The organism is Prauserella sediminis (assembly GCF_014195435.1).
Lineage (GTDB): Bacteria > Actinomycetota > Actinomycetes > Mycobacteriales > Pseudonocardiaceae > Prauserella > Prauserella salsuginis.
Genome location: NZ_JACIBS010000009.1, coordinates 47,570 through 64,929 on the forward strand (window position 1 = coordinate 47,570; position 17,360 = coordinate 64,929).

The following is a 17,360-nucleotide window of genomic DNA, read 5'->3' on the forward strand; positions in this document are numbered from 1 at the left end:
AGCAAACAAACAAGCACCGTTGACCCGCTCTCGCGCGCGCATTATGCGCGCGGGCGCGCGCGAGGCGCCGCCTGTTTGTTTGTTGTGTTTGTTCATCAACTCTGCGTAATCAAAGCGGCGGTGGAGCGGTACGCGCTGCCACGACCGGCGACCTGCTCCAACCGGCCCGAATCCTTGAGTCGGCGAAGCTCAACTTGCAGCGATGCGTCCGTCACCGACTCGTCCCCCAGCTGGAACAGACCGGCGAGGATCTGGGCCTTCGTCATGCCCTCCGGCGCCTCGTCGAGGAGCTGGAAGATCCGCGCGGCACGCGTAGCGGCGCCGCTCGACTGCGGCTCCCGAACCGTCGGCGTCGCCGCGCCGGCCGACCCCACCGACGTCGCCGACGGCACCGGCGCCGGAGCGGACTCGGCGGCCGCCGGCTGCTCACTGCTCCACCCCGCGGCGGCGATGATCGCGTCGACCTCGGACATCACCTGGGCCTTCGCCTCGGCCTGTTCCGGCGACTCCGACGGCGTCTCCTCACCGTCCGCGTTCCGCAGGTACGCCACGTACTCCTCGGTGGCGTAGTGCGTCATCCCCGCCCAGTACGGACCCAGGAACTTCGCCGATCCGGCGTCGAGGTCGTAGTCGTTGCCCATCCGCGCCCTGGCGACGTCCTCCACGGTCAATCCGTCGTGCAGCTTCGCCCGCTTCGGGTCCATCTCCTGGATGTAGGGCGCCTTGACCTTGACCGGCTCGGCGTCGTCGGTGTCGAACCAGAACTCGCCCTTGTGGCGCGGCATCGGGAGCTGCTGGTCGCCGAACGCTCGGTAGAGCTCGCCCTGGTCCTTGGTGCGGAACAGGGTCTGACCTGCGATGTTGGCGTTGATATTGCCCCCCGCGTCCCCCCAGTTGTCGTTGGTGCCGCGCTGGGCCGCCAGGTGCAGGTGGATGCCCGCGCTCCCGGCGCCCTTGGTGATCATGTCCGCGAGCTGGGACATGGTGTAGTTCCGGCCGTCGAACTCGGCCTTCGTGGTCTTGATCTGGAGACCGAAGCTGGCCTCGTCGTACTCGATGATCACGGTCTTGAAGTCGCCCCGTGCCGAGTACGGCTGCGACTGCCGCCACCGGGCCAGCTTCATCATCTGCGCGAGCAGGTCGGCGGTGTCCTGCGCGCCCCGCACCGCGCGGATCGGCATCTTGTAGCTCGTGCCGACGAACGGCTCAATCCACCCGCCGACCGCGTCGTAGACCTTCTCGGTGCCGCACGCGATGACCAGCGCCGACGTCCAGCACCGGGTGAGATAGGCGATCTTCACGTGCACCAGCGACGACTTGCCCGAGCGGGACTTGCCGACGTCGGCCCAGTGAATGTCGAACCGCGCGTAGATCGGCGACCCGTCGATCTGGTATCCGACCAGACCAGCGGTTTCGATGTGCGCCAGCGACGGGTCGTCCACATACGGAATGACCGCGGCCATGACGTCCTCGGTCATCACGGTCACCGTGTACGTGCCCGCACCGGCCAACTTGTTGATGTGCACCCAGTCGGTTTCGAGCGGCTGGCCCAGCTCCTCGGAGAACGCGATCGCGATCGGCTCGATATCCGAGCTGGACAGGCCGACCTTGCCCTCGCCCTTGTCGCCGTTGGCCTCTTGCTTCGCTCGCTGCTTGGCGGCCATCTTCGACGGAACGCGCACGTCGAACCGCACTCCGACGGCTTTGTCGCCGCGGGATACGGACTCCCACTTCATCACCGTCAGCCAGCCGTGGCCGGAGCGCTTGAACGCGTTGTTCGCGATCTGGATCGTCGGGTCCCACTGCGCCGGCTGCGGCGCGGCCTCCACCTCGGACGCCTGCCGCTTCTCCAGCTTCGGCTTCACCTTGTAGAGCACGTACTCCTGATAGCGCGCGAACCCGTACTCGACGACTGCCAGCACCACCCCGCACGCGAGCCACAGCAGCCATAGACCGGGCGAGACCAGCACGAACACCGCCAACGCGAGGTTCGCGAGCACGGCACAGGTCAGCAGGTTCTTGATCCGGTCGCGGTCCTCGATCGACAGCGTCTCGAACGCCTCGTCGACAGCCTTCCGCGAACCGAGCGCCACCACCCCGGCCAGGACGATCACCAGCGGAAACGCCAGCAGTCCCGGAACGTGCAGCAGCGCCAACAGCAGCGACACCGCCAACGTCACCAGCGCACCCAGCGCGGCGAAGAACGTCTTGTACGGAATCACGAAAGCCCTCCAAGGTGGGGTGCTGGTCCGGCCCCGGGCCGGGCAAGAAACGGGGCCGGACCAGCGGAAATGCCAGTCGGATCAGAGAGTGATCGAGTCGGCCTTGGCCTGGTAGCCGGAGGCCATGCCGCGGTGCTCCTGAGCCTCGGTCTCGGCCTTCTCCGCAGCGCGCAGCAGCTGCTCGCGCTTGCCGGCCATGCCCTTGTTGCCTTCGAGCCCGGCCGCCTCGGCACGGAGGCTGTCGGCCTGCTCCTGGTACTGGACCGCCTGCGAGCTGGCCTCGTCGGATGCCTCACGCAGCGACGTCCTCATCGTCTCCGGCGTCGTCGGGTCCAGGTTTGCGCTGTACACAGCGGTGTCAGCCATGGTGTTTCCCTTCTTCTTCGTGGTGTGTTCCTGCGATCCCCGGTCCTCCACAGGCGGGGGCGGGGAGTTCATGAAGTCCTCGTCGGACACCGGCGCCGACTTCTTGGCCTTGTCCGACTTCGTGCTCGGTGCCGTCTCGGCCGGCACCATCGGGAACCCGTTCTCGTCGAGGTCGGCGACGTCCTCGTCCTTCACCGAGGCGCCTTCCGACCGCGACGAGGTCGTGGTCTCGTCCTTCGTCTTCTTGCTGGTCGGAGCCGCCGTCCGCGTCGGCATCCCGGCCTCGTCGATGCCGAGTTCGTCGATCGTGCGGTCGATCTCGCGCCGACGTGCCTTGTCCTTGCGCCGCTGATTGCGCGACTTCCGCGGCTGATCCGTGACGGCCTGCTGCTGATTGGCGGTGGTCGTCTCCTCAGTAGCGGCGGCGTCACCACCGCCACGGCGGCGCCCGCGGCGGCGACGCTTCTTGTCTCCGTCACCGTTCTGCTGATCAGGGCCAGATTCGGCCTGGTTGCCCTGCTCATCCGACTTCGAGTCGGCCTTCTGATCCGCGCCCTTGTTCCGTCGCCACGGCCGCTTCGCCTTGTCCGCTACCGCGGCCCCGGCACCGCCCGACTGGCCACCGCCACGACCGTCCTGGCCATTGCCGCGCGACTGGGAACCGTTCTGTTTGCGCTGGTCGCCGCCGCGGCGCCACCTGCTTCCACCGGAACCGCTGCCCGACCCGCCGGCCGAACCGCCACGACCCTTCCCGGAAGCACCGCCCGCACCAGCACCAGCACCGGCGCCAGTACCGGCGCCGCTGCCGCCTCGGCCTCGTCCTCCGGAACCGCTGCCACCCGAGCCGCTGCCCGTGTGATGGCTCGCCGACGAGCGTTTCGACGTCGACGACCCCGAACCACTGCCCGAACCAGCCTTGAACGGGTTCCGCGACTGCTTGTGCGCATTGCTGCTCCCCGCCGCTCCGGACTGGCCGCCACGGGCACGACCGGCGCCACCAGTCGCGCCGCCGGTCGTGCCCGTCGTACGCGTTGACGTGGTCGACGTCTTCGACGCCTGACCACCAGAACCGCCAGCCGTGGACTTCGAACCCCGCTTGAATGGGTTCCGCGAACCACCGGACGTACCGCTTCCCGTGGTCGACGCCTTCGACGAGGTGCCCGTCGAAGAACCGTTGCCGGTCGAACGAGCAGCCCGCGCCGCGCCTGCCTTGCCACGACCGATCGATCCCGTTGGCCGGTTCGGTGACGCCTTGCCGTGCCCGATCTTCCCGCCGGTGGGGCCGCGACCTGCGGAACCACCGCCGCCGAAGCGGCTACGGAGACCGCCACTGCTTCCAGGCCCACCGGACCCGCGTCGACCAGCGCCACCGCCCCAGTTCCGCGGGTTCAGCCGCGAACCGCCACGATGGTTACTGCCGACACCGCGCGAGGCGCCCGGCGCCGCCGCTGCCTTCGATTTCGATCCGCCCTTGCCCTTGAGCAGGTAGTGCAGGCCCATCCCGGCCAGCACGAGGAACACCAGACCGAACATCACAGCAGCGGCGACCGGAGACTGCTGATACATCGCCACTCCTGCCACCAGGGCCGCCGTCGGCACCGCCACCATCAGCAGCTTCGCCTTCGGCACCCCGGACTGCGTCTTGTCGTTTCCGCTGGTCGTGCCCGTCGACTCCGACTTCGACTTCGACGAGCTGGTCTTGTCGCCGTCCTCGGACGGCGCCTTGTCCTGCTTGGCCGGCGGCTGCGTGGTGTGCTCCGCACGACGCGCGAACACGTCCGGCTGTGTCTGCGGTGCCTGTCCACCAGTGGCGCTATCGGCCATGACCGGCCCTCCTTCCCAATGAGTGCATTAGTGCAGGTCAGAACGAGTTCGCGATGCTGATGACGCCGTTCCAGAGCGTCGTGAAGAACGTGACGATCGCGCGGGCGACGGTGACGAAGAACTGCGCGACCGGCTCGGGGTTCTGGATCAAGAACCACGCGATGACGCAGAAGATGATCGCCATGAGGATGAACTTGGCGTAGCCAAGGATCGTTGCCATGAGTCATTCACCCCCTTTCCGCTGGTCAGAGAGGATGTCGACGGCGCACTGGGCGGTGAGCTTGCCCTTCGAGTAGCGCCGCATGATCGTGCGAGTCGACGGCAGCCCGTCCTCGCCCAGCGGCAGATCTCCCTTGGCCATGTCCGCCTCGATGACCGGGAGGAGCTGCAACGCTCCGGTCGCGGCCTTGCGTGGCGTGTCCTCGTCGACCGGGCCATCCAGCCGCAGCTCGGCGATGGTCGTGCCGACGACGTGCGCCAGCACGTACTGCAACGACACCGCGATCAGGACCAGCAGCGGAGCGATCAGGGACGCGGCGAACAACGCCGGCGCGTTCGTGCCGCCGATCTGCGTGGCACCGGCCGCGGCCAGACCGGTCGACCCGAACAGCAGGCCGATCTCGATCCACCCGATGCCCGTGATCTGGCGCGACCCGTCTTCGCTGGTCCGGGCCGGTGCGACCATGTGCAGGCGGCCGTGCTGCGCGGCGAACGACTGCAACAACACGATGATCATCAGCGGCACCGAGAACAGCGGCTCGACCGCGTAGAACAGCGGGTTCGGGTTCTCCCCGCCCAGTCCGTGCGCGACGGCGTAGGACGTGAACCCGATCCCGGCCGCGGCGACCAGGGCCAGTACCGCCGAATACGTGCGCCACCGGCGGTAGGCCGACGCCAGCGCCGCGTTCGGGTTCGTCAGACGCCGACGCCGACGCAGCGCTTTGCGCTGGTCCAGCGCCTCCTTGTCGTCCAGGGCGTCCATCTGGGCGTTCTGCTTGGCGGCCCGCTCCCGGCGTTCGGCCTCGGCGAGCCCGAGCGCTAGGCGAGCCTTGCGTTCCCGAGCGCGGATCGTTCGATTGACGCCGTGCTCGGCCTGGCGCTCGTCCGGGTCGACCACGTTGGCGAACAGCTCAGCATTCTCGGTCTCAAGCCGGTTGATCTCGCGCTTGCGCGCGGCCTCTGCACGGAGCTTCCGGACCTCGATGTCCTGTTCGGGTTCGACGTTGTCGCTGGTCTCGGCCGTTTTCGCGAGCTTGGCGCCAAACCTGGCCACGACGCCCTTGTCGAGGTCGTGGCCGTTGGTCGGCGCCTGCGTTGCGGTCACTGGCTCTGCTCCCTCCTGCCGTCAATCCCCCTGTCGTCAAGGGGGATTTACAATGACTGAGAGCGACAGTATGGTTACCCCCATTGCACTGTCAAGGGGGGTTGCAGATGAGTTGGATGGGATGGAGGATCGCTACATGCGAGACGAAATCGCCGATCTAGCTGCCATCGAAGACCGGTGGGTGCAGGCACGCCGGGCACATGCCCTGGTAGGAGACCTGAACGACGAGCTCACCGAAGTGGCACGGATTCGGCGCGAAGCGATCGAAGACCTCACCCAGAGGCCGAAGGTCAAGCCCAGTGACGTAGCGAGAGAGCTGGAAATCTCGCGGCAGCGCGTCCTCCAGATCACCCGGAGCGGACCGCGCCCGTCCAGGCGCTTCCTCGGGTCCGGCAACCACCTGACCATGATCGTCGGCGGAAAGCAGGAGGCGAACCCGAGCGTTCCCGGACCCGTCGTGTCTGCCGACGACCTGCGCGGATACCAACTACTGGTCGAGGTCGGGAAGGACCTCGGTTTCGAGGTGTCCTACGAGGTCGTCCAGCCGCCCGGCTTCCTGAACTTGAGCAGGGACAACTTGTTCGTCTGCTGCGGCCCGCGACTGTCACCGCTGATCGAGCAGAGCCTGTCCAGCGACTCGGCGATCCGGTTCGATCAGGACGACCAGGGCTGGTACCTGCACGATCGCGTCCAGGACCAGGTGTACCGCTCCCCCATGGACGAGGGCGAGAACGTCGACTACGGCTACGTCGCCAGGTTGCCCAGGATCGACGGCAACGGTGTGTATCTCTACAGCGCAGGCATCCACGCACCCGGCGTGACCGGCGGTGTGTCCTACGTGCTCTCCAACCTCGACGAGCTGTACCAGTCCGTGCGCATGGACCGGTTCTCGTGCCTCGTGCGCTGCGAATTCGACCCGGAGACCCGCGTGATCACAAGTTCCGAGCGCATCACCGACCTCTACCGCCCCGACCAGGGGGTGGAGGCGTGACCACAACAGCCATGGCCACCCGCCCCGGCAACCCGGACCGCGACAACGAGGACTGGACCGACTCCGACCCCGACAACGGTGTCGCCGTCGTGCTCGACGGCGTCTCCGCGCCCGTCGACACCGGCTGCGAACACGGCGTCGCCTGGTACGTGAACCAGCTCGGACCAGCACTGATGCAGAGCGCCGCCGACCCCGGAACGAGCCTCGCCACGGCACTGGCCGACGCCATCGACCACGTCGCCGACCTCCACCCCGGCTGCCAGCTCGACAACCCGGCCACCCCCGCGGCCGCCGTCGGCATCGCCCGCCAACGCGGCAACTGGCTCGACTGGCTCGTGCTCGCCGACATCACCCTCGTGCTGCACCGCACCGACCGGGTCGACGTCGTCTCCGACCACCGCGTGGACCACGCGCTCGATCCGAACCTGCTCAACGCCGCCCTGGCGGCCACGCTCGGCACCGACGAGCACGCCGCCGCGGTGGCAGACATGGCCTCCGACCAGCTCAAACGCCGCAACGTCCACGGTGGCTACTGGGTCGCCAGCTCCGACCGCACCGTCGCGCGCTACGCCCTCACCGGCCGCGTCCGCGCCGACCAGGTCCACAGCGCGACCCTCATGAGCGACGGCGCCAGCTGCCTGGTGAACACCTACAACGCCGCCACCTGGGACGACGTCGTGACGATCGTGGAACGCGACGGGCCTGACGCCCTGATCAACCACGTTCGCGACGTCGAGGCCGCCGACCCGGACGGAACACGGTGGCCCAGATTCAAGCCCAGCGACGACGCCGCGGTGAACTGCCTGCGACCCCACGACACGGAGGACGACGTGACCAGCGACTGCATACCGACCCCGCGCACGCACTGGAAGGCGTTCGCCTACGAGATCGAGCCCGGCATCCGAGTGCGGTCCCGCGGCAGCGACAGGCTCGTGGCCAGCGCCGCGACCAGCGACGACGGGAACATCGAAGTGCTGTTCGCTGACGACGGACCGCCCCGCGTGCTCCGGCGCAACCAGATGGTGAGCGTGGTCGTCGACGGCGGAGCTCCGAACCGCGACTGACCCAGACGAAAAAGGCCCCGTGAGGCTTCCACGGCCAAGCGAACACCTCACGGGGCACTACTCCCGGATGAAGGAGAGCAGTACCAGTGTCCCCCATGCACAGGGCCGACGTCTGCCGTCGGTGCGGCAGACGTTTCACGAATCACCATCGACACCACGGCCGCGGCCTCGACAACGCCTGTTGGACAGCCGCCGTCGCACGTGGCGAACTCGACCAATATCCGCAGGTCCGGCGCCGAATCGACCCCGACGAGCTGGACAAACTTGAGTCCCAGCAGCTCGACACAGCGACGATCGCGCTCCGCCTCGGCTTCACCACCACGGCGATCCGTCAGCGCCGCTCCAGGAGGCGCAGGGCCAGCCAATGATGGGCAGCAACCACGCGCTGTCCGGACTCGCCGCAGGGCTCGCCCTCGCCCCCGCCGTCGGGCTCACCGAGCCGACGCAGGTCATCCCGTTCTCGCTGAACGTCGCCGGCTACGCCGTGTTCCCCGATCTCGACCACCCATCGTCTTCGGCCACACGCGTGCTCGGCTGGGTCGGCGAGAAGGTCTCGAACACGCTCCGCGCCACCTCCGCGTGGGTCTACGAGCGCACGAAGGGCAGCCGCGATGAACCCACTGGGGTTCACCGGCACCTGTCGCACACCTGGATATTTGCGCTGGTCGTGGGCGGAATCGCCACCGGACTCACGTTCATCACGCCGTGGGCCGCGCTCGCCGTATACCTCGTCGGCGCGATCCTGGCCGCCGACCGGCTCGGCGACTGGGTCGCCGTCCCCGCGGCCGGCGGCGCCGCGGCCGCCGGCATGGTGATGCTGGACGACCCGACCGCGCTCAGCTGGCAACTCGGCGCCGCCGTCGCCGCGGGGTGCATCGTGCACACGCTCGGCGATGCGCTCACCGTCTCCGGCTGCCCATTCCTGTTCGGCCTGCTGCCGTTCGAGATCCGCGGCGAGACCTGGTGGGAGATCCGCCTGCTCGGCCCGCTGTCGTTCCGCACGAACTCCCCGACCGAGCATCGCGTGGTGCGCCCGTTGCTGCTGGTCGCGACCGTCGTAGCGGCCTGGCCGGTCCTGCTCTCCCCGTTCCTCTCCCCCGTCCTCCAGGCATTCACGGAGATGTCCGCATGAACGACCACAGCTGGCGCACCCTCGCCGACCCGATGCCCGAGGTGTACAGCCCAGAACAGCGGGCCGCGATCGTGCAGGAGCTCCGCACCATCGCTATCGCCGCCCGCGAGGAAGCGAACCTGTACCGGGTCGCGCTCGACACCAGGGCGCTGCTGCTCATCACGGAGCTGAGCGAGTTCGCCGACCGGCTCATGCGGCGAGCCGCATGGTATGAACACCACATACCGACATATGAATAACGCCATATACACAGATGCCCAGAACAGCGCATGTCGGGATCACTCCCGATCGCGTGTTCTGGGCATCTTGTGGTGCTGAAAGCTTCGGATGACGAAGCCGCTATATCTGGTAACCGTTCGGTCTGGTGATCTGGCTTGTGCAGGTCAGAGCAGTCGGCCGTCCTTGAGCATGGCGTCGTACTCCTCCTGGGTCTGCGGCACGGTGACACCCTCGCCGTCGAAGAAGTTCACCAGCGCTTGAGCGACTACGTCCTGGATGTCCATGTCGTTCTGCGCTGCGTAGGTGCGCACGATCCGCTTGAGCACGACGGGCATGTTGCAGTTGAACGAGCGCCACTCGAACGGATCGAGCTTCTTGTTCGTGCGCTTCCGGCGCCGCGGGAACCGCAGGACGTTCTCAGCGTCGCCGCTGGTCGGGGGCTGCTCTGCCGGTTCGGGTTCCTGCTGTGCCTGCTGGGCAGGAGCTGGTTCCGGCAGGGGAGCGGTGGCAGGTGTTTCCGGGTCGTCGCGCCAGGACCGGCCGGTGGCCAGCGGGCTCGGTTTCCGGTCGGCAGCCATCAAAGCGTCACCTCCGAGCGGGCCATGATGCGGTCGATGGCCCAGCCGTAGACCTCACCGGCCAGCACGCGCAGGCGAGCGTCCTTCGACTCGTCCAGCCCGACACCCGCGTTGATCTCCGTCTTGATCTTGTTCCACAACGGCACCACCTTCGAGGTGTCCTCGGCCGACGCCCACACCTCGGCGTCCGGGAAGTGGCCGGCGATGTCGCCGAGCTTGTCCCTCTCGTCGCTGGTGCCGCGCCACTTCGAGATCAGCACGCCGGACCAGGCCAGCGACTTGTTGTTGTAGGAGCGGACCTGTTCGACCGTGTCCCGCAGCAGGGCCAGGCCCTGGGTGGACCACCTGTCGGCCTCCATCACCACGAGGACCTGTTCGTCATCGTGCGCAGCCAGCGCGTTGACCAGCAGATATCCCAACGCCGGGGCGTTGTCGATCAGGATCAGGTCGAAGTCGGCGATCACGGGGGCCAGTGCCTCGCGCAGGCGGTACTCGCGGCCGTGCTGGGCGGCGCCGATGCGGTTCTGCGCGGTGATGAGCGTGTTCTCGTTGGTCACCGGGGCAAGCCACGTCCGGTCCCAGATCGTGTCGACGATGACGTCCTCGATGGAGATCGCGCCCTCCGGCACGATCGTGTCCGCGATCGAGACGGACGTGGGGGAGAGCGTTTCGACGCTGAGCGCGTCGGTGGTGTTGGCCTGCGGGTCCAGGTCTACGACCAGCGTTTTCAGGCCCTTAACGGCCGCTGCGCGGGCGAGGTTGATGATGCTCGTGGTTTTGCCGACGCCGCCCTTCTGCATGGCGGCCGCGACGACGCGTGCCTGATTTTCAGGCATGGCAGGTCACTTCCCTTCTTGAGTTGGTGGGCATCTGGTGTGCGTCTCATCTTGCCGTCTGGCGGCCGTGATCACGAGATGACCCCTGTGCGTAGAACCCCAGATGTTGAATGTTCACCACTTCGGCCTATGGCGAGAAATGCTCATCTTTCGATACGAATGCCGTGACCTGCACGTAAGTACCAATATGAAAATCTTGTCATCTTGCTATCTGGTTACTGCTGGTCAGCTCGCGGGGAAGAGGTTCACACGATCCGGCGGCGCGCCGGTGCGAACACCCAATCGGGTGGTTTAGCGGTTCTAGTGTGGCGTTCGTGGACGAGATGACATGGATGACGTTGGTGCTCGCGGTCGGCACGGCCGCGCGCATCACGAGGCTGATCACCACCGACACGATCACCGAGAGCCTGCGTCATGCCGTCCTGTTCAGTCGGCAGCAGCGCACCGCGCTCGCCGCCGGTCAGCCCGCGCCACCCGCGGCACGGCCGCGAGTCGCGAAGGTTCGAGCCATGCTCTACAAGCTCGTGACCTGCGACTGGTGCGCCGGGTTCTGGGTCAGCGTGGCCGTCGCACCACTCGTGCTCTACGCCGACACGTCGTCGCCGTGGTTCATCATCCCGGCGACCGCGCTGACCCTCAGCTACGCCGTCGGGCTGCTCGCCAGTACCGAAGCCACGTAGCCCACCTGCTGATCTGCGGGTTGGCCGTAACTCACCCCTTCTGGACGGCCAGCCCGCAGCTCAGTAGCTCTCCAGCCCCCTGCACGTGCACGAAGCGCGACAAGGGGGAGACCCGCACAGCGAAAGGCACGCAATGACCGTTACCTCATCACCAGCCAACGAACACGAGTCGACGATCTACCTGGCCGACCTCGCCGCGGTAATCGCGCTCGACTCCATCGGCCGGTCGCTGACCCGGACGTTGCCACGGTCGGAACGGCACCCGATGTCGCGTGTGCGCTGCACCGACACGTGGGATCGACACCGACTGTTCAACGTGCCCGAGGAGCAGGTGGACCGGCTGCTGGAGACATCAGTTCGGCCGCTGGACCACGTGATGCCGCCCGATCACTGCCTCCGCACGTCCGTCGAGGAGTACGTCCGCACCCTGGTGCGGACCAGACGGAGACACCAGCGCAGCGACCTCGTCGAACACCTCACCCGGTCTGGCTGTCTCGCCGACGAGTGAATCACCGCTACGATCGGCCGCGACGCGTTGAACGTGCCGTCTGGCGGATCGTGGCCGGGCACCCCTGGACCCCCGGTGGTGTGCTGTGCCCGATCAGGCCGACGATCCGTGGCTGCCGAAGCGGCGCCGCGGCCGTATGCGGCTGATCCGCGCTGAACAGGCCATGAGCAGGGCCGCGCGGGCGGCGATGTCGAAGTTCCTCGACGCCGCCCGCGCGGCCATCCTCGGCGACACCACCCGCGCCGACGCCGGACCCGCCGACCTGCCCCCGAACGTCGACGTGTGGCCCGACCAGGCCGTGTGGAACGACGCGCTCGCGACGTGGATCGTCCCGGCCTCCGGCCAGATCTACTCCGACGGCTACTGGCAGGCCATGCCCGACGGCGCCCGCGACGAGCCGCGGCTGTCCGACCAGGACTACGTCGACGCGCACATGCGCGACACCACCGAACGTCTCACCGGCGCAACGTGGCCCGACGAGGTGTACGAAGCCGTGCGCCGCGAAGTCGCCGACGGCCGCGACCAGCGCGAATCCATCCCCGAAGTCCGCAAACGCATCGCGAAGGTGCTGACGCTGCGGCACTGGGCCGGCTCCGCTGAGGTGATCTCGCGAACGGAGTCCATCGCCGCGCTCAACGCCGGCCACCACCAGGCCGGCAAACGTCGCCAGGAGGTGTTCGGCGAACGCCTCTTCAAGCAGTGGATCGCCACGAGCGACGGCCGCACCCGCGACACCCACCGGGCCGCGAACGGCACCGTCGTGGCCTCCGACGACCTGTTCGTCATCGGCTCGTCCCGGCTGCGCTACCCACACGACCCTCGAGGCCCGGCCTCCGAAACCGTCCAGTGCCGCTGCGTCCTGAACTGGGTCGACGAAACCGAGGTCGACCCCGAACAGATCCGCGACCAGCAGTTCGACCCGATCCAGACCGACAACCAGGGGAGGCCCGTCGTGGACACCACCGACGACCTGACCGCCACCGCCGCGCCCGAAGAAGTCGCCGACACCGCGGCCGCGGCGGACACGAGCACACCGGACGACCAGCCCGTAGTCGCCGACGGCGGACCGGGATGGGCCGACGCCGTCATCGCGTCCACCCCCGAACTGCCGCCAGGGGAGTGGTTCACCGACCCTGGACTGGACCAGTACGTCCGCGGCATCCGCATCACCGACGAGGGCCGGGTGTTCGGCCACATCGCCCCGTGGGACGTCGACCACGAGTCCATGCCCGGCATCACCGCGCCCCGCCACGGCACCGCCGCCGCCTACGCCAAGTTCCACCGGCACCCGGTGATGACCGCCGACGGCGGCCGCGTGCTGACCGGGCCGCTCGCCACCGCCCGCCTCGGCGAACCCAAGGGGCATGCCGAGCTGACCGTGACGCTCCCCGACGTCATGGACCACTACGACGACCCGAGCTTCGTCGCCGCCGACGTCGTGGCCGGCGAAGACGAACACGGCATCTGGTGTGCCGGCGCGCTCCGCCCCGGCGTGACGCCGTTTCAGGTGCACATGCTGTCCCGCTACTCGATCTCCGGTGACTGGCGGAACGGCGAGCTGGTCGCGGCCTGCTCGGTCACGACGCCCGGCTTCAACAAGCCGAGCGCCGAGGCGATCGCGGCCGCGGCCGCGGGCGACCCGTCAGGCGTGGGACAGCGCACCGCGCTGCCGTTCGAGGACCGGCCGCGGGCACAAGTCGCCGCCGACGGTCACGTGTCCGCGCTGGTCGCGGCCGGAATCGGCCACCCCGGCGACCCCGCACCGCCACCGGTCGACGGGTGGCGGCTGTACCGCGAGTTCCGGGCGGCCGAAGCCGCCGACAAGCGCATCACTGCCGCCCGACGGCGGTTGTCCAACCCCAGAGCTCTCGCCGCAGCCGCGCGAGTGAGGAAGGAGCAGTAAGCCATGGCCTGCAAGAACTGCGGAGGCAAGAAGTCCGGGGCGTCCCGCCCGCCCGCGATGACCGGCGCGGCCACCGCCCAGACCAGCGCCGACGGCCCGACCTACCGCGTCGTGCTCGCCAACGGCGCGACGATCACCGCCCGCTCCCACTGGGACGCGGTGCAGAAGCAAGCGATGTACGGCGGAGCTATCGAAGAGGTCAAGTGAGCCGCCGATCCCAGAACGTCCCGCAAGGACGGCTCCGCACGCTGATCGGTCAGCGAGTCCGCGGAGCAATCACCCAGTTGAGAGAGAGGAACCCCATGACCGCTCCCGCCCCGCAGAAGTACGAGGTCAGCGACATCAACGGCGAGACCTACGTGTGGTCCGGTGTGGATCCGTCGACGGTCCCGTTCGGCGTGTTCACGTGGGGCGACGGCCGCACCGGCACCGACATCGTGTGGCTGCACTGCGACGACCACTCGTTCGTCAACAGCTCGCAGGTGGTGTCTCTCAAGCCCATCAGCGACGACGACGCCCAGCAGACCCAGCAGTAGACGACCGAACGCCGACACGAGCGGAATCCCCATCTGCACAGAGTCGGCTCGCTGAGATACCCTCTCGACAAGCGTTGCCTCTGCCCAGGCATGAGGGCGAGCGACGTAGTTCAGTAGCACGTCTGGCGAATCGTGGCCGGTGCACAACCGCTCGTGTTGTGTGGAGGCCCACGGTGGATCACCTGACAGACCTGCTCAATCACGCCACCAGCGCGGAATCCGACGCCGGGCAGCAGCGCGTCCAAGAACTCATCGCGAAACTGCGCGAGATCCAGGACGTCGACCTGTCCGAGCTGGAAACCGCGGCCACTGGCCGTTTCGAGGAGCTGTACGCCGAGGGCGAGTACGCGCCCGACCAGGTCAGCACCCTCGAAGCGTTGGCGGACGTGACCGACGCCGTACGCACGCTCGATCAGGAGCGAAAGCAGGCACGGGACGAGCAGGACCGTCGGGTGGGTGCGCTCGCAGACCGCGTGCGCACCACCACCGATGAGGCCGAGTCCGAACAGGACACCACCAACGCTGAGAGCACCGACGACGACGGCGCTGCCCCGACTGAGGAGGGAGGCGCCGCCGCACCACCGGCCCAGCCGACCCTCGACAGCACGCAGCAGGACGCCGACAGCGGCACCGACGGGACCGAGGGCACCACACCTCAGATCCCCGAACAGACCGCCCGCGAGACGAGCACAGAGTCGGACAATCAGCCGATCGCGGCGTCCGACTCGACGCAGCGACCGAGCACGGCTTCGGCACTCAACTCAGCTCGCAGCAACAGCCCGGCCAAACAGGAGAAGAAGACGATGCTCACCTACAGCATCACCGCTGCCGCTGAGGTCCCGGACATGCCTTTCGGGAAGGCGCTCACCACGTCGGAGATGGCCGAAGCCGCGCTCGCTCGTTACGCAACGTTCCCCGAGGGGCAGCCGACGAACGGGCCGATCAAGGCGAACGTCGCCCGCATCACCCGCACCTTCTCGGCCGACGCGTCCACGACCGGGTCGGAAATGGCCGACGCGCAGATCATCGACAAGCTCGCCGACGAGACACGCCTGCCCGGCGGTTCGCTCGTCGCGGCCGCCAACACGGCACTGACCGCCGCCGACCAGGCCCCGAGCGTCGTCAACGACATCTGGTGCAGTCCATCCGAAGTGGACTGGAATTTGTGCCCGCAGATGGCCACCACCGCCGGCATCCTGGACCTGCCCACCGCAGGTCTGCCCCGCCGCGGCGGCATCCGCTACCCGATCTGGGACCAGTACCCCGAGCAGCCCGACGCGTGGCGCGGCACCGTCATCGACTACCCGGAGGCCGACCCCGCGCCGGACAACTCGATCGCGAACCCGAACTACTTCCACTCGGACGGCCCCGGCGGCACGGCCAACCTCAAAACCTGTATCTCCGGGCCGTGCGTCAGCTGGGCAGAAGAGCGCATGTCGCTGGCCTACCTGTGCGTGACCAGCGACATTCTGCGCGACCGCACGTTCCCAGAGCTCACCGAACGGTTCATCTCGGACGTGCTGATCCACCACCAGCACTACCTGAACTCGCACTGGATTCAGCGGATCTACAACCGCTCCGACGAGCTGCCCGCGTTCGACGTCGCCAACGCCCTCGGCTCGTCCGCCGAGGCCGTGCTCGACCGCATTCCGCTGCTGGTCACCTGGTTCCGCAACGCCTACCGCATGTCCGACACCCAGACGCTCGAGATCGTCGCGCCGGTGTGGTTCCGCGAATTCCTCAAGCGCGACATCGAGCGCAAGAGCAACCGGCCGCACGGATCGGTGTCCAACGCCGAGGTGCAGGCCCTGTTCGCCGGGTACGCCTCGCGCGTGCAGTGGGTCTACGACTGGCAGGACCTCCCCAGCACCGCCGGCGCGGGCAACGCATCCGGCAAGGTCATGCCGGACTGGTCCGCCGACACGGGCAACGGCGGCTGGCCGAACGGCGTCGAGATGATCGCCTACCCAGCCGGGTCGTGGGTGCTGTTCCAGGGCAACATCCTGAACCTGGGCGTGCAGTACGACTACACGCTGCTCCGCGAGAACCGCTACTCGGCGATGTTCAGCGAGGACGCGTGGATGCTGCTGAACCGCTGCAACCGCTCGTTCCGACTGCGCCTGACCAACCTCTGCGCGAACGGCTCTGTCGGCCCGTCCCTGGCCGCCTGCCCGCCCGCCACGACCGAGCCCGCGCCCGCAGGCGACGGCTCGACCACGGGCTGACGACGGGACTGATGACCGGTTGGGCGAGACCAGCAGAGAGGGGTGAACGTTGACAGCGCCAGCGCCCGCGATCGTCCCGCGAATGCTGGTCCCGTCGCCGGAGGCGCCGGTTCCGCAGCGCTTCGGACTGCTCAGCACCGCCAGCGTCGTCGAAGGTGTCGACACGCACGAGCTGAACGGGATCGAGTACCTGGCGGTGTGCTCGACCCAGGTCGACCCGTACCCGGTAGGGCCGTGCCCACCGGAAACACGGCCGACCAAGCAGCCAGGGCAGACCATCAGCGGGTTCGCCGCCAGCCCGTTCGGCCTGTACGCCGCCGACGAGTGCACCCTCGGCCGCGACGAAACCGAGGCCCGTGGACAGCTGCGGCAGCGGCTCCTGCTCGGCGAGCAGGCAGCCGTGGAGCGCGTCATCTACGACGGCCGGTTCGGCGGCACCGGCGATGTCGTCGTGTCGCCGAACCTGCGTCAGCAGGCGCACGTCATCGAAACGCCCGCCGCTGGCGCGGATCCGGCCGACGCCGTGGGAGCTCTCGAGCACTGGCTGGCCAGCACCTACGGCGGAGCGGGCGTGATCCACGCGCCGCGGTGGATGGCGCCGCAGCTGCACAAGGCGGGCGCTGTCACCTCGGTGAGCGGGCCGCGCGCCACCACGCTGCTCGGCTCGTCGGTCGTGTTCGGCACCGGCTACGACGGCTCCCCACCCGTGCAAGAGCCGGCGTTGGACGACACGCACCCGTGGCTGTACATCACGCCGCCCATCACGATCCGCCGGTCGAACATCATCGAGCCCGCCTCGTGGACCACCGGCGCGTTCGACCGTCAGCAGAACCGCGGCCTTCTACTCGCTGAGCGCATCTACGTCGTGGACTGGCCGTGCAGCGTGGCCGCGGTCAAGACCAACTCGACGATGTTCGAACCGACCGCCCAAATCGAGGAGGCGCCGCTGTGA

General features: G+C 68.1%; 17 protein-coding genes. 11 read left to right on the forward strand and 6 right to left on the reverse strand.

Annotated features, from left to right (window positions below):
* Positions 1-95 precede the first annotated feature (95 nt).
* The 4 genes from FB384_RS24345 to FB384_RS24360 form a co-directional block, all read right to left on the reverse strand.
* Positions 96-2,222 (reverse strand): hypothetical protein, encoded by a 2,127-nt coding sequence (locus tag FB384_RS24345; protein ID WP_183787182.1) that lies wholly within the window; start codon positions 2,220-2,222, stop codon positions 96-98.
* A gap of 81 nt (positions 2,223-2,303) precedes the next feature.
* Positions 2,304-4,412: a hypothetical protein gene (locus FB384_RS24350; protein ID WP_183787183.1), complete on the reverse strand. Its 2,109-nt coding sequence runs from the start codon at positions 4,410-4,412 to the stop codon at positions 2,304-2,306.
* A gap of 37 nt (positions 4,413-4,449) precedes the next feature.
* A complete protein-coding gene (locus FB384_RS24355) occupies positions 4,450-4,632 on the reverse strand; it encodes a hypothetical protein (RefSeq protein WP_183787184.1) in 183 nt (60 codons plus the stop codon).
* A gap of 3 nt (positions 4,633-4,635) precedes the next feature.
* Positions 4,636-5,736, reverse strand: coding sequence for a hypothetical protein (locus tag FB384_RS24360; RefSeq protein WP_183787185.1), 1,101 nt, complete (start codon positions 5,734-5,736; stop codon positions 4,636-4,638).
* A gap of 136 nt (positions 5,737-5,872) precedes the next feature.
* Here FB384_RS24360 and FB384_RS24365 point away from each other — a divergent pair, with 136 nt between their 5' ends.
* From FB384_RS24365 to FB384_RS24380, 4 genes are all read left to right on the forward strand, one after another.
* Positions 5,873-6,727, forward strand: coding sequence for a sigma-70 family RNA polymerase sigma factor (locus FB384_RS24365; RefSeq protein WP_183787186.1), 855 nt, complete (start codon positions 5,873-5,875; stop codon positions 6,725-6,727).
* Complete coding sequence (locus FB384_RS24370; protein ID WP_183787187.1) at positions 6,724-7,791, forward strand: hypothetical protein; 1,068 nt, start codon at positions 6,724-6,726, stop codon at positions 7,789-7,791. Before FB384_RS24365 ends, FB384_RS24370 begins: the two co-directional genes overlap by 4 nt.
* 364 nt (positions 7,792-8,155) lie before the next feature.
* Positions 8,156-8,923 (forward strand): metal-dependent hydrolase, encoded by a 768-nt coding sequence (locus tag FB384_RS24375; protein WP_183787188.1) that lies wholly within the window; start codon positions 8,156-8,158, stop codon positions 8,921-8,923.
* A complete protein-coding gene (locus tag FB384_RS24380) occupies positions 8,920-9,162 on the forward strand; it encodes a hypothetical protein (RefSeq protein ID WP_183787189.1) in 243 nt (80 codons plus the stop codon). The genes FB384_RS24375 and FB384_RS24380 overlap by 4 nt, the downstream gene beginning before the upstream one ends.
* A gap of 144 nt (positions 9,163-9,306) precedes the next feature.
* Here FB384_RS24380 and FB384_RS24385 read toward each other — a convergent pair whose 3' ends face one another.
* Both FB384_RS24385 and FB384_RS24390 read right to left on the reverse strand, forming a co-directional pair.
* The gene (locus FB384_RS24385) at positions 9,307-9,720 is read right to left on the reverse strand and encodes a hypothetical protein (RefSeq protein WP_183787190.1); all 414 of its coding nucleotides are present in this window, start codon (positions 9,718-9,720) and stop codon (positions 9,307-9,309) included.
* Positions 9,720-10,556 (reverse strand): ParA family protein, encoded by an 837-nt coding sequence (locus tag FB384_RS24390; protein WP_183787191.1) that lies wholly within the window; start codon positions 10,554-10,556, stop codon positions 9,720-9,722. Before FB384_RS24390 ends, FB384_RS24385 begins: the two co-directional genes overlap by 1 nt.
* Before the next feature lie 323 nt (positions 10,557-10,879).
* On the opposite strand from FB384_RS24390, the gene FB384_RS24395 reads away from it, so the two are divergent.
* The 7 genes from FB384_RS24395 to FB384_RS24425 all read left to right on the forward strand — a co-directional run bounded on the left by FB384_RS24395 (position 10,880) and on the right by FB384_RS24425 (position 17,360).
* Positions 10,880-11,236 (forward strand): DUF1360 domain-containing protein, encoded by a 357-nt coding sequence (locus tag FB384_RS24395; RefSeq protein WP_228726665.1) that lies wholly within the window; start codon positions 10,880-10,882, stop codon positions 11,234-11,236.
* Between the two features lie 133 nt (positions 11,237-11,369).
* Entirely contained in the window at positions 11,370-11,744 is a 375-nt protein-coding gene (locus FB384_RS24400) for a hypothetical protein (RefSeq protein ID WP_183787193.1), read from the forward strand.
* 85 nt (positions 11,745-11,829) lie between these two features.
* Positions 11,830-13,647 (forward strand): phage minor head protein, encoded by a 1,818-nt coding sequence (locus tag FB384_RS24405; protein WP_183787194.1) that lies wholly within the window; start codon positions 11,830-11,832, stop codon positions 13,645-13,647.
* A 3-nt stretch (positions 13,648-13,650) separates the two neighbouring features.
* The gene (locus FB384_RS24410; RefSeq protein WP_183787195.1) at positions 13,651-13,854 is read left to right on the forward strand and encodes a hypothetical protein; all 204 of its coding nucleotides are present in this window, start codon (positions 13,651-13,653) and stop codon (positions 13,852-13,854) included.
* 95 nt (positions 13,855-13,949) lie between these two features.
* Positions 13,950-14,183, forward strand: coding sequence for a hypothetical protein (locus FB384_RS24415; protein WP_183787196.1), 234 nt, complete (start codon positions 13,950-13,952; stop codon positions 14,181-14,183).
* 173 nt (positions 14,184-14,356) lie between these two features.
* Positions 14,357-16,408 (forward strand): major capsid protein, encoded by a 2,052-nt coding sequence (locus FB384_RS24420; RefSeq protein ID WP_183787197.1) that lies wholly within the window; start codon positions 14,357-14,359, stop codon positions 16,406-16,408.
* 82 nt (positions 16,409-16,490) lie between these two features.
* A complete protein-coding gene (locus FB384_RS24425) occupies positions 16,491-17,360 on the forward strand; it encodes a hypothetical protein (protein ID WP_183787198.1) in 870 nt (289 codons plus the stop codon).